The organism is Streptomyces sp. L2, assembly GCF_004124325.1.
Lineage (GTDB): Bacteria > Actinomycetota > Actinomycetes > Streptomycetales > Streptomycetaceae > Streptomyces.
In genome coordinates this window covers 4,199,987-4,216,413 of record NZ_QBDT01000001.1, presented here as the reverse complement: position 1 = coordinate 4,216,413, position 16,427 = coordinate 4,199,987, and the positions used below count along the sequence as shown (strand labels likewise).

General features: G+C 72.5%; 18 protein-coding genes. 3 read left to right on the top strand and 15 right to left on the bottom strand.

Annotation, left to right across the window (positions count from 1 at the left end; genetic code table 11):
- Window positions 1-21 precede the first annotated feature (21 nt).
- From DBP14_RS18745 to DBP14_RS18730, 4 genes are all read right to left on the bottom strand, one after another.
- Window positions 22-2,424 (bottom strand): phosphotransferase, encoded by a 2,403-nt coding sequence (locus DBP14_RS18745; protein ID WP_206739294.1) that lies wholly within the window; start codon window positions 2,422-2,424, stop codon window positions 22-24.
- 903 nt (window positions 2,425-3,327) lie between these two features.
- A complete protein-coding gene (locus DBP14_RS18740; protein WP_129308321.1) occupies window positions 3,328-3,801 on the bottom strand; it encodes a hypothetical protein in 474 nt (157 codons plus the stop codon).
- A gap of 536 nt (window positions 3,802-4,337) precedes the next feature.
- Entirely contained in the window at window positions 4,338-4,991 is a 654-nt protein-coding gene (locus DBP14_RS18735) for an HAD-IA family hydrolase (RefSeq protein ID WP_129311945.1), read from the bottom strand.
- Window positions 4,992-5,104: 113 nt separating this feature from the next.
- On the bottom strand, window positions 5,105-5,983 hold the full coding sequence (locus DBP14_RS18730) for a GntR family transcriptional regulator (RefSeq protein WP_206739292.1): 879 nt from the start codon (window positions 5,981-5,983) through the stop codon (window positions 5,105-5,107).
- A gap of 130 nt (window positions 5,984-6,113) precedes the next feature.
- On the opposite strand from DBP14_RS18730, the gene DBP14_RS18725 reads away from it, so the two are divergent.
- Window positions 6,114-6,302, top strand: coding sequence for a hypothetical protein (locus DBP14_RS18725; protein ID WP_129308320.1), 189 nt, complete (start codon window positions 6,114-6,116; stop codon window positions 6,300-6,302).
- 9 nt (window positions 6,303-6,311) lie between these two features.
- On the opposite strand, the gene DBP14_RS18720 is transcribed toward DBP14_RS18725, so the two are convergent.
- From DBP14_RS18720 to DBP14_RS18710, 3 genes are all read right to left on the bottom strand, one after another.
- Complete coding sequence (locus DBP14_RS18720) at window positions 6,312-7,202, bottom strand: GntR family transcriptional regulator (protein WP_241740967.1); 891 nt, start codon at window positions 7,200-7,202, stop codon at window positions 6,312-6,314.
- 369 nt (window positions 7,203-7,571) lie between these two features.
- On the bottom strand, window positions 7,572-8,810 hold the full coding sequence (locus DBP14_RS18715) for a GNAT family N-acetyltransferase (protein ID WP_129308319.1): 1,239 nt from the start codon (window positions 8,808-8,810) through the stop codon (window positions 7,572-7,574).
- Between the two features lie 59 nt (window positions 8,811-8,869).
- Complete coding sequence (locus DBP14_RS18710; protein ID WP_129308318.1) at window positions 8,870-9,523, bottom strand: aerial mycelium formation protein; 654 nt, start codon at window positions 9,521-9,523, stop codon at window positions 8,870-8,872.
- A gap of 138 nt (window positions 9,524-9,661) precedes the next feature.
- On the opposite strand from DBP14_RS18710, the gene dtd reads away from it, so the two are divergent.
- Window positions 9,662-10,087, top strand: coding sequence for a D-aminoacyl-tRNA deacylase (dtd, locus tag DBP14_RS18705; protein WP_129308317.1), 426 nt, complete (start codon window positions 9,662-9,664; stop codon window positions 10,085-10,087).
- A 394-nt stretch (window positions 10,088-10,481) separates the two neighbouring features.
- Here the strand turns inward: dtd and DBP14_RS18700 are convergent, their stop codons facing one another.
- The 6 genes from DBP14_RS18700 to DBP14_RS18670 all read right to left on the bottom strand — a co-directional run bounded on the left by DBP14_RS18700 (window position 10,482) and on the right by DBP14_RS18670 (window position 15,248).
- Entirely contained in the window at window positions 10,482-11,447 is a 966-nt protein-coding gene (locus DBP14_RS18700; protein WP_129308316.1) for a folate-binding protein YgfZ, read from the bottom strand.
- 10 nt (window positions 11,448-11,457) lie between these two features.
- Window positions 11,458-11,895 (bottom strand): Fur family transcriptional regulator, encoded by a 438-nt coding sequence (locus DBP14_RS18695; RefSeq protein WP_129308315.1) that lies wholly within the window; start codon window positions 11,893-11,895, stop codon window positions 11,458-11,460.
- 16 nt (window positions 11,896-11,911) lie between these two features.
- Window positions 11,912-12,487 carry an FABP family protein gene (locus DBP14_RS18690; RefSeq protein ID WP_129308314.1) on the bottom strand — a complete coding sequence of 192 codons (576 nt, stop codon included), beginning with the start codon at window positions 12,485-12,487 and terminating at the stop codon, window positions 11,912-11,914.
- Between the two features lie 219 nt (window positions 12,488-12,706).
- On the bottom strand, window positions 12,707-13,624 hold the full coding sequence (locus DBP14_RS18680) for a hypothetical protein (RefSeq protein WP_241740966.1): 918 nt from the start codon (window positions 13,622-13,624) through the stop codon (window positions 12,707-12,709).
- Window positions 13,621-14,496 (bottom strand): hypothetical protein, encoded by an 876-nt coding sequence (locus DBP14_RS18675; RefSeq protein ID WP_241740965.1) that lies wholly within the window; start codon window positions 14,494-14,496, stop codon window positions 13,621-13,623. The genes DBP14_RS18680 and DBP14_RS18675 overlap by 4 nt, the downstream gene beginning before the upstream one ends.
- Complete coding sequence (locus DBP14_RS18670; RefSeq protein ID WP_241740964.1) at window positions 14,493-15,248, bottom strand: hypothetical protein; 756 nt, start codon at window positions 15,246-15,248, stop codon at window positions 14,493-14,495. The genes DBP14_RS18675 and DBP14_RS18670 overlap by 4 nt, the downstream gene beginning before the upstream one ends.
- A 117-nt stretch (window positions 15,249-15,365) precedes the next feature.
- Here DBP14_RS18670 and DBP14_RS18665 point away from each other — a divergent pair, with 117 nt between their 5' ends.
- Window positions 15,366-15,728 carry a DsrE family protein gene (locus DBP14_RS18665; protein WP_129308312.1) on the top strand — a complete coding sequence of 121 codons (363 nt, stop codon included), beginning with the start codon at window positions 15,366-15,368 and terminating at the stop codon, window positions 15,726-15,728.
- 16 nt (window positions 15,729-15,744) lie between these two features.
- Here DBP14_RS18665 and DBP14_RS18660 read toward each other — a convergent pair whose 3' ends face one another.
- Window positions 15,745-16,002 carry a DUF3099 domain-containing protein gene (locus DBP14_RS18660; RefSeq protein WP_129308311.1) on the bottom strand — a complete coding sequence of 86 codons (258 nt, stop codon included), beginning with the start codon at window positions 16,000-16,002 and terminating at the stop codon, window positions 15,745-15,747.
- 120 nt (window positions 16,003-16,122) lie between these two features.
- The gene (locus DBP14_RS18655) at window positions 16,123-16,410 is read right to left on the bottom strand and encodes a DUF1416 domain-containing protein (protein ID WP_010351646.1); all 288 of its coding nucleotides are present in this window, start codon (window positions 16,408-16,410) and stop codon (window positions 16,123-16,125) included.
- Window positions 16,411-16,427: the final 17 nt, after the last annotated feature.

Below are 16,427 nucleotides of genomic sequence, written 5' to 3'. Positions count from 1 at the left end.
CGTCTCACCCATGGGGCGAGCCTACGGTCCGCCGGGCGTCGCGTGCCGTGCGCCCGCCGGCCACAGCGGGTGCGGCTGGTTGCGGCGCGGGGCGGCCAGGCCGAGGGAGGCGGTGGCGGCGGCCAGGGTCATCGCGTACGACTCCAGGGCGCGGCGCACATTGGGGGCGTCCAGGCCGGCCCCGGTGACCAGGCGGTCGAGGTCGACGTAGGCGGAGCGGACGATCTCGATCCAGCGGTAGACCCGCCAGTCGTGCCGCCAGTCGCGGGTGTGCCCGGCGGGCAGGGTGCGTTCCCAGCGGCGGAACATGCGGTCCCGGATCTCCGGCCGGGTCGGGGTGAGGTGCATGTGCCGGACCAGGTCGTAGAGGGGGTCGCCGACCAGCGCCATCTCCCAGTCGATGAGGGTGAGGGCGAGGGCGCCGTCGCGGCGGACCAGGTTCCAGGGGTTGAGGTCGCCGTGCAGCAGGGCCGGGGCGCGCGGGGTGACGTCGTGCCGGGCGAGGATCTCGCGCAGCCGGTGCGGGCCGGGCAGGCCCAGGAAGCGGGCGAGCCGGCGGGACTCGGCGGGCAGGCCGTCGACGAGGGCGACGAGCTGGTCGCTGAGCCAGTGGTAGAAGCCGAGCCGGCCGGCGACCGGGTCGACCTGGACGTGGTCGACCTCGGTCAGCGCGGCGAGCTGGTCGACGAGGCCGTCCGCCTCGTGCGGGAGCAGCCCGCCCACCGGGTGCGCGGGCCCGCGGCCGGGGTCGCGCGGGCCCTCGTAGGTGTGGATGGTGAAGCGGTCGCCGGGGTGGGCGCGGGCTCCGGGGAGGTCGGGGACGTGGCTCTCGCCGAGGGCCAGGACGCGGGGGGCGGCGACCGCCGCGCCGGAGCGTTCGATCGCGCGGAGTACGGCGTGCTCGCTGAGGGGGCCGCGCTCGCGCCGGGTGACGCCGGGGAGCAGGCGGCGTACGACGACGGGGAACGGGACGCCGGGCACCTGGAGCACCGAGTTGAGGTGGGCGGTGCCCTTGAAGACGCGGTCGGCGGGGGCGGCGCCCTCCCGGAGCAGGGCGTCGTGGACGGCACGGTGGGGGAAGTCGGGGTGCTCGGGGACGCGGCGGTCGGGCCGCCAGCGGACGGTGATCGTGCCGGGGGCGGGGCCGTTGCTGGTGCCGGTACGGGTGCCGGGGGCGGGGGCGTCGCTGGTACTGGTGCGGGTGGCGGGGGCGGGGCCGTCGCTGGTGGCGGGGGCGGGGCCGTTGCTGGTACCGGTACGGGTGCCGGGGGCGGGGCCGTTGCTGGTGGCGGGGGCCGCCCAGGCGGAGGTCCGCCAGCGGAGCAGGACGCGTTCGATCTCCGGCTCGCCCGGCACCCGGCCGAGGCCGAGGGGTCCGGCGGCCGCCGTGAGGGCGCCGTGCACTGCTGCCGTGGCCCGGTCGAGGCTCTGCTCGTCGAGGGAGTCGGCCAGCGACTGGGCGGCCCGGATCACGCCGGGGTAGACGGACTGGGCGCGTTCGAAGGCGAGATAGTGCGGCAGGTCGCGGGCCAGGCCGTGGACGGCCGCGGGCCGGACCCGGCGCACCGCGTCGGCCCAGGTATCGACGACCTCGTCGCGCTGGTGGTCCGGATAGCGCATACGGACGAGGTGGACGGCGAGGTCGTGCAGGGGGTCGCCGTATCCGGCCGGCTCCCAGCCGACGGGGAGCAGCGACGGTTCTCCGCCGGGCGGCACGAGGAGGTTGTGGCGGTGCAGGTCGCCGTGGAGCAGGCTGTACGGCCGCCGGGCCATCGCCGGGACCCGGCCGGCGAGCCGGATCAGGGCGTCCTCGGGGATCCCGAGGGCGGTGAACAGGCCGCCGAAACGGGGCCAGTTGGGGCGGCGGACCTGGCGGTCGGCGAGGTGGGCGAGGGTGCGCAGGAAGGCCTGGGAGTCGGTGTGGTTGCGGGGCCACGCGGGGGGCAGCGGGGGGAGGGCGGTGCCGCGCACCTGGACGAGGGTGGCGAACAGGTCGGCGACGGCGGTCAGGTACAGGGCGCCGACGGGTTTGCCGTCGGCGCAGAGGCGGGCGAGTGGGGTGCCGCCGTCCACATGGCTGTGGACGGTGTAGCCGTCGCCCTCGGCGAGGCACTCCGGTACGTCGGGGAGGGCGCGGCGGACGGCCCGCAGGATCTCCCGTTCGCCGTCCCAGGTGCGGATCGCCAGGGGCGGGGCGTCTGCGGGCCGCAGCCGTACGGTCACGGGGGTGCCGGGGGGGCGGTTCAGGAGGCCGGCCAGGGGTTCGGACAGGGGTAGCACGTAGGTGCGGTGGGGGAAGGTGCCGACGGGGCGGGCGTCCCCCTTGGCGACGGCGCGCGTGAGGAAGGCGCGGACGACGGCGTCCGCCGTGACTCTGCGGGCGGGTCTCCCGGCTGCGGCGCGGGGGACAGGCGGTGCGCCCACGGGCCGCTCCGGGGGTGGGGTGGGGTGGAACAGGAGAAACGGTATTCCCGGCCGGGGGTTGGCACTGGCTTCGGGCTCGGTGGAGTAGCCGAACGGGTGGTGGGCCACTCATCTGTGCTGGGCCCTGGCCGGGGTGGGGGCGGGGTCGCTCAGACGGTGCGGGCATGCTAGCGCACGGGGTGTGGGGGGGCGGGGGTGTCTCACGGGGCCAGCGTGGCGCGGCGGGCTACCGCCCCGGGCACCGCGTTCCCCTCCGGGCAGGTGGTGGTTCGTCGCGCAGTTCCCCGCGCCCCTAGGAGATTGCCCCGCCGGGCACCGTGTTCATCTGCGGGTGCGTCGTGCCTTGTCGCGCAGTTCCCCGCGCCCCCAGGGGGCTGCCCCGCCAAGCGCCGTGCTCGTCCGCGGGTGCGTCGTGCCTTGTCGCGCAGTTCCCCGCGCCCCTAGGTGGGTGCCCCGCCGGGTGCCGCGTTCGTCCGCGGGTGCGTCGTGGCTCGTCGCGCAGTTCCCCGCGCCCCCAGGGGGCTGCCCCGCCAGGCACCGTGCTCGTCCGCGGGTGCGTCGTGCCTTGTCGCGCAGTGCCCCGCGCCCCCAGGGGGCTGCCCCGCCAAGCGCCGTGCTCGTCCGCGGGTGCGTCGTGGCTCGTCGCGCAGTTCCCCGCGCCCCTGGCGGGGCGCTGACGGCGCTGCCCAGGGCAGGCGCCCCCGAAGGGGCGCGGGGAACTGCGCGAACGGCCGGCGCGTGCCCGCGGATGGAGACGACGCTCGGGGGGCAGCCCCCCTAGGGGCGCGGGGAACTGCGCGACAAGGTACGACGCGCCCGGAGACAGAGACGACGTCCAAGGGGCAGCGCACCGGTAAGGGTGCGGGGAGTGCGTGGACAGGCGTTGCGTGGCCGGGATCGGAACTATCTGTTGCGGCGGCGGTGGACCTCGGCGTAAGCCGATTCCGCACCGGACCGGAGACGGCCCAGGGCCTCACCGAGCTCCTGCTGGTGGCGGGGCTCGTCGCCGGGGTCGGCCGCCGGCGGGATCGCGGCGATCGAGCGGAAGTCCTCCACGAGGGCACCGAGTTGCCGCACCTTCTTGTTGAGGCGCGCGAAGCGTTCGAACGTCGCGTGCCGGCGCCGCAGCATCGCGAGGTCCTCGGCGACGAGCGCACGCCCCACGACCGCGTCGAGGTCGTCCTCCAGCAGCTTGGTGAGCGCGGTCTCGACCCCCTCCAGCCGGGTCCGCTCCCTGGCGCGGAAGGTGCGGTGGACGCCGTAGGCCAGCGCGCCCAGCGGCGGTACGGCGCCCAGCCAGGGGCTGTACCCGGCGAAGCCGCCGGCCAGGTTCGTCGCGAGAAAGACGCTGTGAGGGGAGAGCTCGGGAATGAGCACGGCGATTACCCTGTCTATTCGTCGGAACCGGTAGCACTGCCCCGACTGACCTTGCCGGAAGCGGAGCAGTGCGAACGAGAGGTTCGGATGCGGCATGTCCGCGGCGTTGGCGCGCCGGGGAGTATGCCTAACGCTGTGGCCCCGGGACGGACTTCCGGGGCCACAGTCATGTCGAGGGCGTACAACGCCCGCGGTACGAGCGGAATATGGGGACGGGGGCCATCTACAGCTCCTGCGCGTGAGGCTAGCGCGTGGGCAGCGTAGGGATGTCCGAACGCCGCCGTTTCGTGAAGGTATCCGGAAGCGTACTGCCCATGAACGCCGGATGACGGTTCCGTTTCCCCCGCGTGAACTTCCGTTAACACACAAACCAGTGAGTACCTGTCAGGTCCCTACAAAGCCCCCGGCGGCTCCTTGTCCCCAGCCCCGCTGGATGGGACCGCCGGAGTCTGCATGCCGGGCACGGCACGCGGGAAACCGCAGGTCGCCCGCGTGCCGGCGGATTCGCGTGAGGCTCACCACACCGGCGGGGCCGTTCAGTGGCGGAGGGTGGTGAGGAGGGGTTCCAGGGAGGTGACCACGTGGGCGGCGCCGGACTCGTGGAGGAGTTTGCGCTTGGGGTCGGTGCGGGCGTAGCCGAGGAAGGGGACGCCCGCGTGGTCCGCCGCGGCGAGGTCGGAGGGGGAGTCGCCGATCATCAGCGCGGCCGAGGGAGCCGTACCCATGCCGTTCAGCGCGCGGTTGAGGCAGTGCGGGTCGGGCTTGAGCAGGTGCAGGTCTGCGGTGCGGCCGTAGATGTGCGGGGCGAAGCAGCCGGTCAGCCCCCTGCCGTCGAGGTAGGCGCGGACCACCCGCGGGGAGTTGTTGGTGGTGATGGCCAGCCGGGCCCCGACGGCGGCCCACGTGCGGATCAGCGGGTCGGCGTAGGCGGTCGGCAGTGCGGAGGACGCGGCCCGCAGCTCCTCCTGGGTGAGCCGTTCCTCCAGTTCGGCAACGAGGTCGCTGCCGGGGTGCCGGCGGTCCACGGCCCGCAGCACGACCTGCGGGTCCAGGGTGTCGCGCTCGGCGTCGCTGAGCAGCCCGTGCAGGCCCTGCAGCTCCAGCCACTCCACCAGCTCCGCGGCCACCCGCTCGGCCTTGTGCCGGGCGAACAGCCGGCAGATCGGCCCGTCGAAGTCCCACAGCACCACCCGCGCCCGTCCGATCAGTTCACGGACCTGTTCGATCTCCTTCGCGTCAGAAGTCGTACCGGAAACCGCACCGGAGGTGTCAGTGGTCGCATCAGAAGTCGCATCAGAGGTCACTAGGAGAGTGTCAGGTCCGTCGTGATGGTTTCCCAGAGGGCGTCGAACCACTTCTGCGATTGCTCCACGAACGCCGCGTCACGCTGTCCGGCCCGCTGCTCGAAGGAGAACAGCAGGGACTCGGAGCCGAGGGTGTCGTACATGTCGAGCGTGCCGCTGTCGGTCGGCTCCTCGCGGCGGGCCACCATGTAGTACGCGAACAGCGCCTCGGCGCCGTTGAGCAGATACAGCTTGACCGGCGGGGTGAAGGGCAGCGCGCGGAACGTCACGTGGACGTCGACGTCGTGCGTGGAGCGCAGCGCCTGGAGGTTGTAACGCAGCACCTGGCCCTGGGCGTTGCGCATGTCGAGCCAGCGCCGGTGCACCGGGTCGTCCTCGCCGTGGGCGTCGACGGAGACCGGGAACGCGAGGTTGATGTCGCGCGACGGCAGCAGGACGCGGACGTCGATCCGGTCGGGGCGGATGCGGCCCTCGTGGATCAGCCGCAGCGGCTCGCCGAGGGCCGGGATGAGGGTCTGCGCGGTCAGGCAGACGGCGTCGACGCGGACGTGCGGCGCGGAGAACGCCTCGGTGAGGCGGGGGGCTAGGCCCACCATCGTCGGCTGGGGCTCGTCGGGGGCGGCCGACGGTCCGGCGACCCTCGGGGGGCTGCCCTTGCTGACGTGGCTGAGCAGGCCCTCCCCCGCCAGGACCTTGATCGCCTGGCGTACGGCGCCGCGCTCCACCCCGAAGGCGGCGGCCAGTTCCGCCTGGGTGGGCAGGCGGTCGCCCGCCTTGAGATCGCCCGTGCGGATGCGGCCCCGCAGGGCGTCGGCGATCTCCTGCGGCGTGAGCCGAGTGCTGCCGTTCACTGCCACGTTCTCCTGGGTCACGACCAAACGCTACAACCCCGGTCCATCTAAGGGGAGTTGTCGCGAAGTTGTTTATGAGTATTGACCAAGTGGGAACAACTTAAACGAGGTTGGTTGCCAACTTGGCTAAGTTGGCAGAGCCGAAGGGGGAACCACCATGCCTGCCATCGCTCTCCTCTCCGCCGTCTTCTTGGTCGGCTTCGAACAGCTCGTGCAGTGGAAGTATGGCGCCGCCGGCCTGGTCGGCGTCCTGCTGCTCACCATCGGCGTCAAGGCCAAGAGCCCGGCGGTCAGCTCCGCCGGCGCGGTGCTCCTCGCCCTGCTGCTCGCCGGCCCGGCGCTCTGAGCGAGATCGCTACGCGCTGAGCCGCAGCTCCGAACTGATCGTCTCCCACAGCGCGTTGAACCACAGGTGGGACTGCTCGACGAAGGTGGTGTCGCGCGGTCCCGCCGCCTGGTCGAAGGCGAACAGCATCGACCGGGTGCCCTCGGCGTCGTACAGCTGAAGGTGCTCGTGGTCGATCTCCCGCTCGCGGCGGGTGAGCGTGTAGTACGCGAACAGCGCCTCGGAGCCGCCCAGCAGGTACATCTTGACCGGCGGGGTGAACGGCAGCGCGCGGAAGGAGACGCGCACGTCAATGCCGTGCGTGGTGCGCAGCGCCTGGAGGTTGTGCCGCAGCACCTGGCCCTGCGCGTTGCGCTGCTCCAACCAGCGCCCGTGCAGCAGGCCGCCGTCGGCGGCGTCCACCGGCGCCGGGAAGGCGAGGTCGATACGGCTGCTGGGCAGCAGCACCCGGACGTCGATCTTGGCCGGTTTCAGCCGTCCCGCGTGGATCTGCCGGAGCGGCTCGCTGATCGCCATCGTCAGCGACACCGAGGTCAGGCACAGGGCGTCGATCTCCACGTGCGGCGCGGCGAAGGCGGCCAGGACGCGTGGGGCGAGCCCGGCCATGGTGGGCTGCGGCGGCGCGCCCGGGCCGGCCGGCAGGCCCGTCGGCACCGCGGCCCCCGCCACCCGGGACGGGCTGCCCCTGGACACGTGGTCGAGCAGGTGCTCGGACTGCAGGATCAGCAGCGCCCGCCGTACGGCGCCGCGCTCGACGCCGAACTCGTCGGCCAGCTCGGCCTGCGTGGGCATGCGCTGGCCCGGCCGCAGCGCACCGGAGCGGATCCGGGCACGCAGGACGTCCGCCACCTCGCGGTGGGACGCGGGTGGGCGCTGGGACGGCTTCCGTCCACTGGCCAAGGCGTGTTCCGGGTCCACACCAGAACGGTACAACTTCCCGCCATCTTCCGGCAGTTCATGGAAAGGTGGTTATGAGTCGCTTCGTAACGGAGATAAGTACAGTGAAGTTGGTCGCCAACTTGCGCGACATGGTCAAACTTCCCAGTGGTTGGCCGAGCGGGCTTCCTTCCGGAGGGGAGCCGGGAGCCCGGGCAGGGGACGGCCGCCGACCGCACAGCCACAACTGAACAGCCCGTACCGGCAGGTAGGGCCCGCACAGCCACAAGTGAACAGGGTCAGCGCACAGCCACAACTGAACAGCTCGCTACGGATGAGCACGATGAACAGGATGAACAGGCAACCGCCGTCGGCAGGAGGGAGCGGAAGCCGTCAGAACAGGTCCGGGCACCACGGTCGCCCGGACGTGCGGAGCAGGGCGTCGGCCGACCGGGCGGCGCCCTGACGTCCTTCCCGGACCCGGCCGAGCGCCGCGAGCCGCGCCACGGACTCCCCGCCGAGCCACACCGAGCCCAACTCCCCGATCCCCAGCGTGAGATCGGCAGTCTCTCCGGGCGCGGGCGCACAGGACGCCCCCTCGGGCGAGGCGTCCAGCCGGAACCGGCCCCCGGTGAACCCGCCCTCGTCCAGCACCTCCAGCACGAGCGTGCCCGTCCCGTCGTACGACCGTGCCTCCAGGGCCCGTACGACGTCCAGGATCCGCACCCACAGCCAGTCCGCCTGCTCGGTGACGCGGGCCGCGCGCGCGTCCGGCAGGAAGTACGGCAGCAGGTCGTCGGGACCGCGCCGGCCGCTCTTGACCTTGGTGATCCAGTCGATCGAGCACAGGTACCGCCACAGGGCGCGCTCGGCCGCCGGGCCGGTGCCGAGCAGCCAGTTCACGTCGGCCGTGTTGTGCGGCTGCTTGCCGTGCCAGGTGTCGTCGGACGTGTACGACACCAGTCCCTCGACCTCGCCGGAGGGCCCGCGGTAGGCGGCGTAGAACGGCTCGGTCCAGCCGGGGCCGAGGCGCAGGGCACCGGTGTCGATCGGCCACCACAGCTCGGGCCGGCTGACCGCGCCGGGCTGGGCGCGGCGCACCCGCTCGTGCAGCTCGGGGCCCAGCTTGCGGACGTCCTCGGCGTCGACGAGGTCGATCCGCCCGCCGTCCTCCGGGCCCGACCAGCGGGGGTCGAGGCCCGCGCGGGGCACGTCGACGGTCCACTCCGTGGTCCAGGTGGCCGGGCCGAAACCGTAGCGGCCGTAGATCGGGTACTCGGCGGCGATCAGCGTGGCGACGACGTCGCCGCGCTCCTTCGCCGCCGCCAGGTCCTGCCGCATCATCCGGCTCAGCAGGCCGCGGCGGCGGTGCGTCGGGCTCACCGTGACGTTGGAGATCGCGTTCGCGGGGACGGGGGTGCCGCCCACCGCGGTCAGCTCCTGCGCGAAGGACCGGTACGTCGCCACACAGCGGTCGCCGTCGAAGGCCCCGAGCAGCCGCCCCGGCTCGAACAGGCGCCGACGGGCATCGAGGTACTCCGCGTCCTGCACCGGGGAGCGCAGGAACCCCGTGTTCAGGGCCCGCTGCCACCCGGCGAGTTCTGCCTCGGTGATGGCTCGTACATCGGTCATGGGGTCACGCTAGGCGCGGTGGCGCCGGATGTCGCCCGGATTTTCCGGGGCCTCGCGGGTCACGCGAGCAGGTCGTCCACCTGGGCCTCGCCCTCGCGGTAGCGGCGGGCGATCTCGCCGCTGCAGTCGTCGGCCGTGCGCTGGAGGTGCTGGCGGCGCCGGGACACCTCCTGTTCGTACCGGGTGAGCCGGCCCATCGCCGTGTTCAGCTCCAGGTCCGTGCGGGCCGTCAGGTCCGACAGCTCCACCTCGGCGAGCATCTCGGCGGCCAGCCGCCGGTACTCCTCGTTGTGCGGGGTGCCGAGCGTGACGTGCCGGGCCGAGGAGCGCTGGCGGGCGGGGGCGTCGGTCAGGATCTCCGGGAGCCGGTCGACGACCGAGCCGTCCGCCGGCGCCGGCACGGACGCCGCGCCACCGCGCCGGGCCAGCTCGGCCCGCAGGATGTCGATACGGCCCTGCAGCAGGCGCCGTACGTAACTCAGGTCCGCCTCGTCCCGCTGGGCGTCCCGGCGCAGGGCGCGCAGCTCGGGCAGGCTCAGCGGGCCCAGATCGTGCGCGGGTGGCTCGACGGGCGGTCCGGCGGACGGCTCGGCGGGCGGTTCAGCGGGCGGTTCAGCGGGCGGTTCCGCCGGCAGCGACGGGCTGGTCGGGCTGTCGCTGCGCTGCGCGGGCGGCCGGTGCGTGCTCAGCCGCCCGGTGCTCGGTGTGCTCATGGTCTTGTGACCGTCCCCTCGACCGGCGTGTGAACAGCATCGTGCCACCCCCGGTGGCCACTATGTGACCGAGTGCCCCCGAACGGCCCTAGATGGGTGTTTAGGGATCCGTGAGGCGGGGGTTGCATGATGGTGCGCATGCGTGCGGTGGTGCAGAGGGTGGACGGGGCGAGCGTCGTCGTGGACGGCGAGGTCGTCGGCGCGATCGAGGGCGAGGGGCTGTGTGTCCTGGTCGGGGTGACGCACGAGGACACCGCGGAGAAGGCGGCGCAGCTGGCGCGGAAGCTGTGGTCCGTGCGGATGCTGGCGGAGGAGCGGTCGTGCGGTGATGTGGGGGCGCCGCTGCTGGTGATCAGTCAGTTCACGCTGTACGGCGATGCGCGCAAGGGCCGCCGGCCAACGTGGAGCGCGGCGGCGCCGGGGTCGGTCGCCGAGCCCCTGGTCGACGAGGTCGTCGCCCAACTCCGCGCCCTCGGAGCAACGGTCGCCACAGGCCGCTTCGGCGCCCAGATGAAGGTCTCCCTCACGAACGACGGGCCCTTCACGGTCCTGCTCGAAATCTGAACCCCGCTGGTGCCGGCCGGGGCTGGGGGCCGCTCACCGGCGCTGCCGGGTGCCGCTGCGCCCACCCGTGCCGCCCCTAGCGGCACGCATGCCCGCAGCTGGGAGAGGAACGCCGCCGCCTGCGGCTCGCAGCTGAGTGGGCAGCACCGCGGCTGGGGGGCTGATGCAGCCGACGCGACGCCAACTCCCCAGGGGCGCGGGGAACTGCGCGACCAGCCACAGCGCGCCCGCAGGCGGAGGCGGCGCAGTGCCCCGTCAGGGGCGCGGGGAACTGCGCGACCAGCCACGGCGGACCCGCAGGTGACGACGGAGCAGGGGCGACTGTGCGGCGAGTCGCGGTGTGGCCGTGGCCGCGGGTGGGGGCGGGTCCCCGGCGCTGCGGGGGGGCGCGCCCTTACGGGTGGACCACCGGTTCCTGGGCCGCTGCTGTTTCTCCGGCCAGGAGCACCGCGTCGAGGGGGATGTTCCGTTTGACCAGCGCGAGAGCGATCGGGCCGAGTTCGTGGTGCCGTACGGACGTCGTCACGAAGCCGATTCGACGCCCCTCGGACCCCTCCTCGGCCAGGAACAACCCCGTCCCCGGCGCCGGCAGGTGCACCTCGCTGCCGTCGAGGTGGAGGAAGACCAGCCGACGCGGCGGCTTGCCCAGGTTCTGCACGCGGGCGACCGTCTCCTGCCCCCGGTAGCACCCCTTCTGCAGATGCACGGCCGTACCGATCCACCCCAGCTCGTGCGGAATGGTCCGGTGGTCGGTCTCGAAGCCGAGCCGCGGCCGGTGGTGCTCGACGCGCAGCGCCTCGTAGGCGAGGAGCCCCGCCGCCGGACCGGACCGGTCCGCGAAGGACTCCAGATCGGCGCGGGGGAGGAACAGATCACGCCCGTACGCCGTCTCGCGCACCACGACGCCGTCGGGAACCTCCCCGATCGAACCCGCCGGGAGGTGGACCACCGCGGTGTCGGCCGTGCGGTCGGCGACCTCGACCCGGTAGAAGAACTTCATCGACTCCAGGTACGCGATCAGCGCCTCCTGGGTGCCCGGCTCCACGTGCGCCCACACCGTCGTGCCGTCGTCCACCAGGTACAGCGCGTGCTCGATGTGCCCGTGGGCGGACAGGATCAGCGCCTCGGTGGCCTCGCCCGCCGGCAGCTCGCTGACGTGCTGGGTGAGCAGCAGGTGCAGCCAGCTCAGCCGGTCCTCGCCGGTGACCGTGACGACCCCGCGGTGCGAGAGGTCGACGAATCCGGTGCCGTCGGCGAGGGCGCGCTGCTCGCGGAACAGGTCGCCGTAGTGGGCGGCGACGCCTTCGTCCACGCCCTCGGCGGGGACGGCGCCGGGCAGGGACAGCAGGGGGCTCTTCATGAGGGCCAGCCTACGACGTGGCGGCCGGGCCCTTCCGGCTGCAGTCCTCGCACCGCCCGAAGATCGCGAAGTGCTTCATGTCGGTGTCGAACCCGAACTGCTGCCGCAGTTTCGCCGTGAACTCCGCCGCCACCGCCACGTCCGCCTCGATCACGTTCTCGCAGTCCCGGCAGACCAGGTGGAGGTGGTGGTGGCGGTCGGCGAGGTGGTAGGTGGGCGCGCCGTGCCCGAGGTGGGCGTGGCTGACCAGGCCCAGCTCCTCCAGCAGCTCCAGCGTCCGGTAGACGGTGGAGATGTTGACCCCGGAGGCCGTCTTGCGGACCTCGCCGAGGATGTCGTCCGGGGTCGCGTGCTCCAGGGTGTCCACGGCTTCGAGCACGAGTTGCCGCTGCGGCGTCAGCCGGTAGCCGCGCTGCCTGAGGTCGCTCTTCCAGTCGGTGCTCACCACAGCCCCGAGTCTAGGACTACTTGAAGAACGCGATCCCGTCGTCCGGCATGTCGTCGGGGAGGGCCTTGGCCCAGCGCTCGACGTCCTCCGGGGTGACGACCTTCTTCAGGTGCGCCGACATATAGGGGCGCAGCTCGACCTCGGGGGTCTGCTTCTCGCCGACCCACATCAGGTCGCTCTTGACGTAGCCGTACAGCCGCTTGCCGCCGGTGTACGGCGCGGAGGCGGCCGTGCGGGCGACCGCGTCGGTGACCAGGTCGATCTGCGGCTTCTTGTCGGCCAGCTCGCCGTACCAGATCTCGACGACGCCGTCGTCGCGGACCATGGTCACCTCGACCTTGCGGTCGGCGTCGATCCGCCAGTAGCCGGACTCCGACTCCAGAGGGCGGACCTTGTTGCCGTCCTGGTCGAGCACCCAGCTGTGGGAGTGGTACTCCAGGAAGTCCCGGCCGTCGTGGCCGAAGGTGACCTCCTGGCCGAAGTTGCACTTCTCGGCACCGGGGAAGTCGTGCACGCCCGCGCCGGCCCAGTTGCCGAGCAGGAAGGCGAGCGGGACGAGGTCCTTGTGCAGGTCGGACGGGATCTCGATCATGAGCGGCGATTCCTGGGGTGGGTGGTCAGCGCTGGCCCTGGTACAGCTTCTTCACGGTCAGGTAGGCGAAGGCGAGGACGCCGACGCAGACCAGGACCAGCAGGGTTTCGAAGAAGATCTCCACGGATGCTCCTTGAGCGAGGGTGGGCGGTACACAGAGCCGGGGCCCAGCTTACGCGGCCGGGCCCCGGGGCTCTCTGCGAGGGGCGGTGGCGGACGTCAGCCCAGGAGCTGCTTCTCCAGCACCACCGTCTGCTGGAACGGGACCGCCTTCGCGCCGCCCTTGCGGGACTGTACGACGACGCCGATGACGTCACCGGCGAAGAGCACGGCCTGCCGGACCTGCTCGGCGCCGTAGGGCTTCGGCTCGACGTACGCGTAGTGCAGCACGCGGGAACTGTCCGACGAGTCCGGGAACGACTCGTCCAGGTGCATCGCGGGGGCCCCGCGCAGGGCGTGCGGCGGGGCGTCGTAGCCGGAGAACTGCTCCTCCTGGACCTGGCCGGCCATCGTCCCGGTGTCGAACTGGAGCAGGTAGATCCGGGTGCGGGTGCCGTCGGGCATGGTCCAGCCGCGGGCTGCGATGTGCCGGAGCGCGCGGTCGCGGAGGGTGTCCTGGATCTCGTTCCGGTCCCCCGCGGAGGCGTACTCCGCGAGGAAGGTCTTCGTGTCCAGCCATCCCTCCTTGCCGGCCAGCGCCTTGTCGGTCTTGGCGCCCTTCGGCGCGGCCAGCACCAGCTTGCGCAGGTCGGCGTAGTGGGACGCGGAGGTGTTGCGGTCGGCGAACGGGCCGGGGCTGCCCGACGGCAGCGGCGGCCGGACGATCTCCGGGTAGTCCCAGCGGCCGTCCGAGTGCGTGGCGAGACCGGGTACGTCGGTGCGCTTCATCTGCGTGATGCCGTACGCCGCCGACGTGCCCACCGCCGCGAACACGACGGTGGCCGCGGTCCAGCGCAGCACGGCACGCAGGACCCGGCGGTCCTTCTTCACCGGCGGAAGCGGCGCGGGCGCCGAGGGCGGGAAGGGCGGCGGGGGCACGGCCGCCGACGGGTCCGCGGGCAGGGCCTCGGGCATGGGCTCGGGCGGGGCCTCGGGCGCCTGCGCCGGGATCGGCGCGGGCGTGTGCTCCTCGGTCATACGGCCTTCCCCGGGTCCTTGATGCGGTCGAGTTGCCGGCCGATGAAACCGGCGAGGGCGTGGGTGTCGACAGGGCTGCGCCCGGACACGTCGGCGGTGACCAGCACATCGCCCTCGTAGCCGAAGCAGACCATGCGGCCGATCTTCTCGTCGTGGTCCTTCGGAGGCAGGAAGCAGGCCGTGTTCTGGTGGCCCTTGATCTTCGGCCCCTTGCGGAAGATCTTCAGGGCGGTGAAGACGGCACGCTGGCTCCGCGCGAGTGTCCGGGCCGAGCCCTGGTCCATCTCCACCAGTTCGAAGCTCACCGTCACGCCGCCGTACGAGGCGTCGTCGGAGGCGTAGCTGCGCATCGCCATCCCCTTGATGTGCTCCTTGTCGATCAGGTCCTCCAGCTTCCGCCGCGTCTGCGGGGGGAGGTCGTGGATCGACTGCTTGCGCAGGGCGGTGGCCTGGCGGCCGCTGAGTTCGGCGTCCGAGCCGAACTCGGCGATGTCCGGTCCGCGGTGGAACTTCAGGGGGCCGTCCGCGTAGGGCAGCAGCATGGCGCGCAGGCCCTTCGCCGCCTTCTCCCCCGGGTCCTTCTGGGCGGCGGGGAACTTCCACACGGGCTTGCCGGGGTCCCGGTCGGCGTGCTCGACGGTCACGGCGGTGTATCCGGCACCGCCGAGGACGGCGGCGACCACGACCAGGCCGGTGAGGACACGGCCCAGCCGGCGGCCCAGACGCCGACGCGGCCGAGCGGGAGCCGGAGCGGGGTCCGACACGACAGGGGCCTCGGTCGGCGGGGCGGGGTCCGTCACGGGCACCAACGCCACGGGAGCCTCGGTGAGCGGGTCCGGCTCGGCGGGCCGCTGGTTCGGGAACTCGTTCACAGACGGCCCACCTGCTTCTTCGCCAGGTTCATGATCTGGTCTTTGGGGACCCGTTTGGTCGACGCGATCCAGATGTCCATGTAGATGTCGCCGCGCGAGGCGATGGCCTCAGCGGTGTACAGCGGCAGGTAGCCGGACTTGGTCTTGGGTGTGTCGAACACGTACACCATGCCGTCGCCGGTGCCGGGCAGCGACCAACTCCGGGTGTTGGGCTCGTGGTCCCCGTAGTACCGCTGGGAGTCCACGCTGTCGGCCGCGGCCAGCCTGGTGTCCTGCCGGTACTGCACGAGTTGGATGTCTACGACCGTCGAGCCCTTCCGCCAACCGGTGACAGCGACGCGACGGAACTCGTCGCCCAGTTGCTGTCCGAAGATCGTGCCGGGCTCGTCGAAGTCCTCCACGTAATCGCCGAGGTCCGACCAACTGTTGGTGCGATCGGTCTTCTGCGTCCCGCCCGGCCGCGTCAGCAGCAGCTTGCGCAGGTCGCCGTCCGTCTTCACGCGGTGGTCCTGGGCGGCCGTCAGCGGCTGGACGTAGCCCTTGGCCTGGTGGACGACGGGCTGGGACAGCGAGGGCAGTTTCGTCGGTGTGCGGCCGGCCTGCACGAGGTAGCCGGCGCAGGTGCCGGCGACCAGGCCGAGGGCGGCCGCGCCGGCGACGATCAGCGTGGTACGGCCACGCCGGCGCACCGGGGTGGCGGGAGTTGCCGGACTCTCCTCCACGGGTCGGTCGGGTACGGGTCTTTCAGGCACGTCCAAGGCTTCTCCCACGTCTCCCCACTAACGGAGGCACGAGTTCCCTCACTCGCGCCTCACAGGAGACTGATGTCATGCGCATGGAGTTGTAGGCAAACGAATTACGATTCGGCCATGGCCAAGAAACTCGTGATCAAGGTGACGGCCGGGGCGGACGCCCCGGAGCGCTGCTCGCAGGCGTTCACGGTCGCGGCGGTGGCCGTGGCCAGCGGCGTCGACGTGTCCCTGTGGCTGACCGGCGAGTCCGCGTGGTTCGCGCTGCCGGGGAGGGCCGCCGAGTTCGAGCTGCCGCACTCGGCCCCGCTGCCGGACCTGATCGACTCGATCCTCGCGGCGGGCCGCGTCACGCTGTGCACGCAGTGCGCGGCCCGGCGGGACATCACGGAGAAGGACGTCGTCGAGGGCGTCCGGATCGCCGGCGCGCAGGTCTTCGTCCAGGAGGCGCTCGGGGACGAGACGCAGGCGCTCGTCTACTGAGACAGGCAAACGCCGCTCAACGGCGTTTCTTGCCGTCCAGCTCGTCCCACCACTCGTCGGACTTCGGGTCGCCGGACGGGTCGTCCCACCAGCGGTCGTCGGGGCCGCGCCGGTTGGCGACCATCGCGGCGACCGGCGGGATCAGCATGGCGAACACGCACATGCCGACGGCGGCGGTCACCGACCACAGGCGCACGACGCCCCACGCCAGGACGAACATCCCGATGCAGATGCCCATCATGACGAAGTACTGGCGACGCCGCCGTGCGTACATGACTCCAGAGTAATTCCGCCCGGCCCCGGACGGGAGCATGCCGAAGGGCCGCACCCGAGGCGTCCAACCCGTGGGTGCGGCCCTTCGGCCGGTGCTGAGGCCGGCCGGAGCCGGCGTCGCTCAGACCGCGATCGCGACCTCCGCGAGGCCGCCCTGCTGGGCGACGACCGTGCGGTCGGCGGTGGCGCCGGGGACGAGGGCGCGGACCGTCCAGGTGCCCTCGGCCGCGTAGAAGCGGAACTGGCCCGTGGCGGAGGTGGGGACCTCCGCGGTGAACTCGCCGGTCGAGTCCAGCAGGCGGACGTAGCCCGTCACCGGCTCGCCGTCGCGGGTCACCTGGCCCTGGATCGTCGTCTCACCGGGCTTGATCGTCGAGGCGTCGGGGCCGCCGGCCTTCGCTCCACACATGTCTTTCTCCAGAGGGG

Coding starts and splice junctions, on each gene's coding strand:
- DBP14_RS18725 (WP_129308320.1), top strand. CDS start 6,114: ATGCCTGCCATCGCTCTCCTCTCCGCCGTCTTCTTGGTCGGCTTCGAA.
- DBP14_RS18710 (WP_129308318.1), bottom strand. CDS start 9,523: ATGAGCACACCGAGCACCGGGCGGCTGAGCACGCACCGGCCGCCCGCG.
- DBP14_RS18665 (WP_129308312.1), top strand. CDS start 15,366: ATGGCCAAGAAACTCGTGATCAAGGTGACGGCCGGGGCGGACGCCCCG.
- DBP14_RS18715 (WP_129308319.1), bottom strand. CDS start 8,810: ATGACCGATGTACGAGCCATCACCGAGGCAGAACTCGCCGGGTGGCAG.
- DBP14_RS18660 (WP_129308311.1), bottom strand. CDS start 16,002: ATGTACGCACGGCGGCGTCGCCAGTACTTCGTCATGATGGGCATCTGC.
- dtd (WP_129308317.1), top strand. CDS start 9,662: ATGCGTGCGGTGGTGCAGAGGGTGGACGGGGCGAGCGTCGTCGTGGAC.
- DBP14_RS18680 (WP_241740966.1), bottom strand. CDS start 13,624: ATGACCGAGGAGCACACGCCCGCGCCGATCCCGGCGCAGGCGCCCGAG.
- DBP14_RS18700 (WP_129308316.1), bottom strand. CDS start 11,447: ATGAAGAGCCCCCTGCTGTCCCTGCCCGGCGCCGTCCCCGCCGAGGGC.
- DBP14_RS18690 (WP_129308314.1), bottom strand. CDS start 12,487: ATGATCGAGATCCCGTCCGACCTGCACAAGGACCTCGTCCCGCTCGCC.
- DBP14_RS18655 (WP_010351646.1), bottom strand. CDS start 16,410: ATGTGTGGAGCGAAGGCCGGCGGCCCCGACGCCTCGACGATCAAGCCC.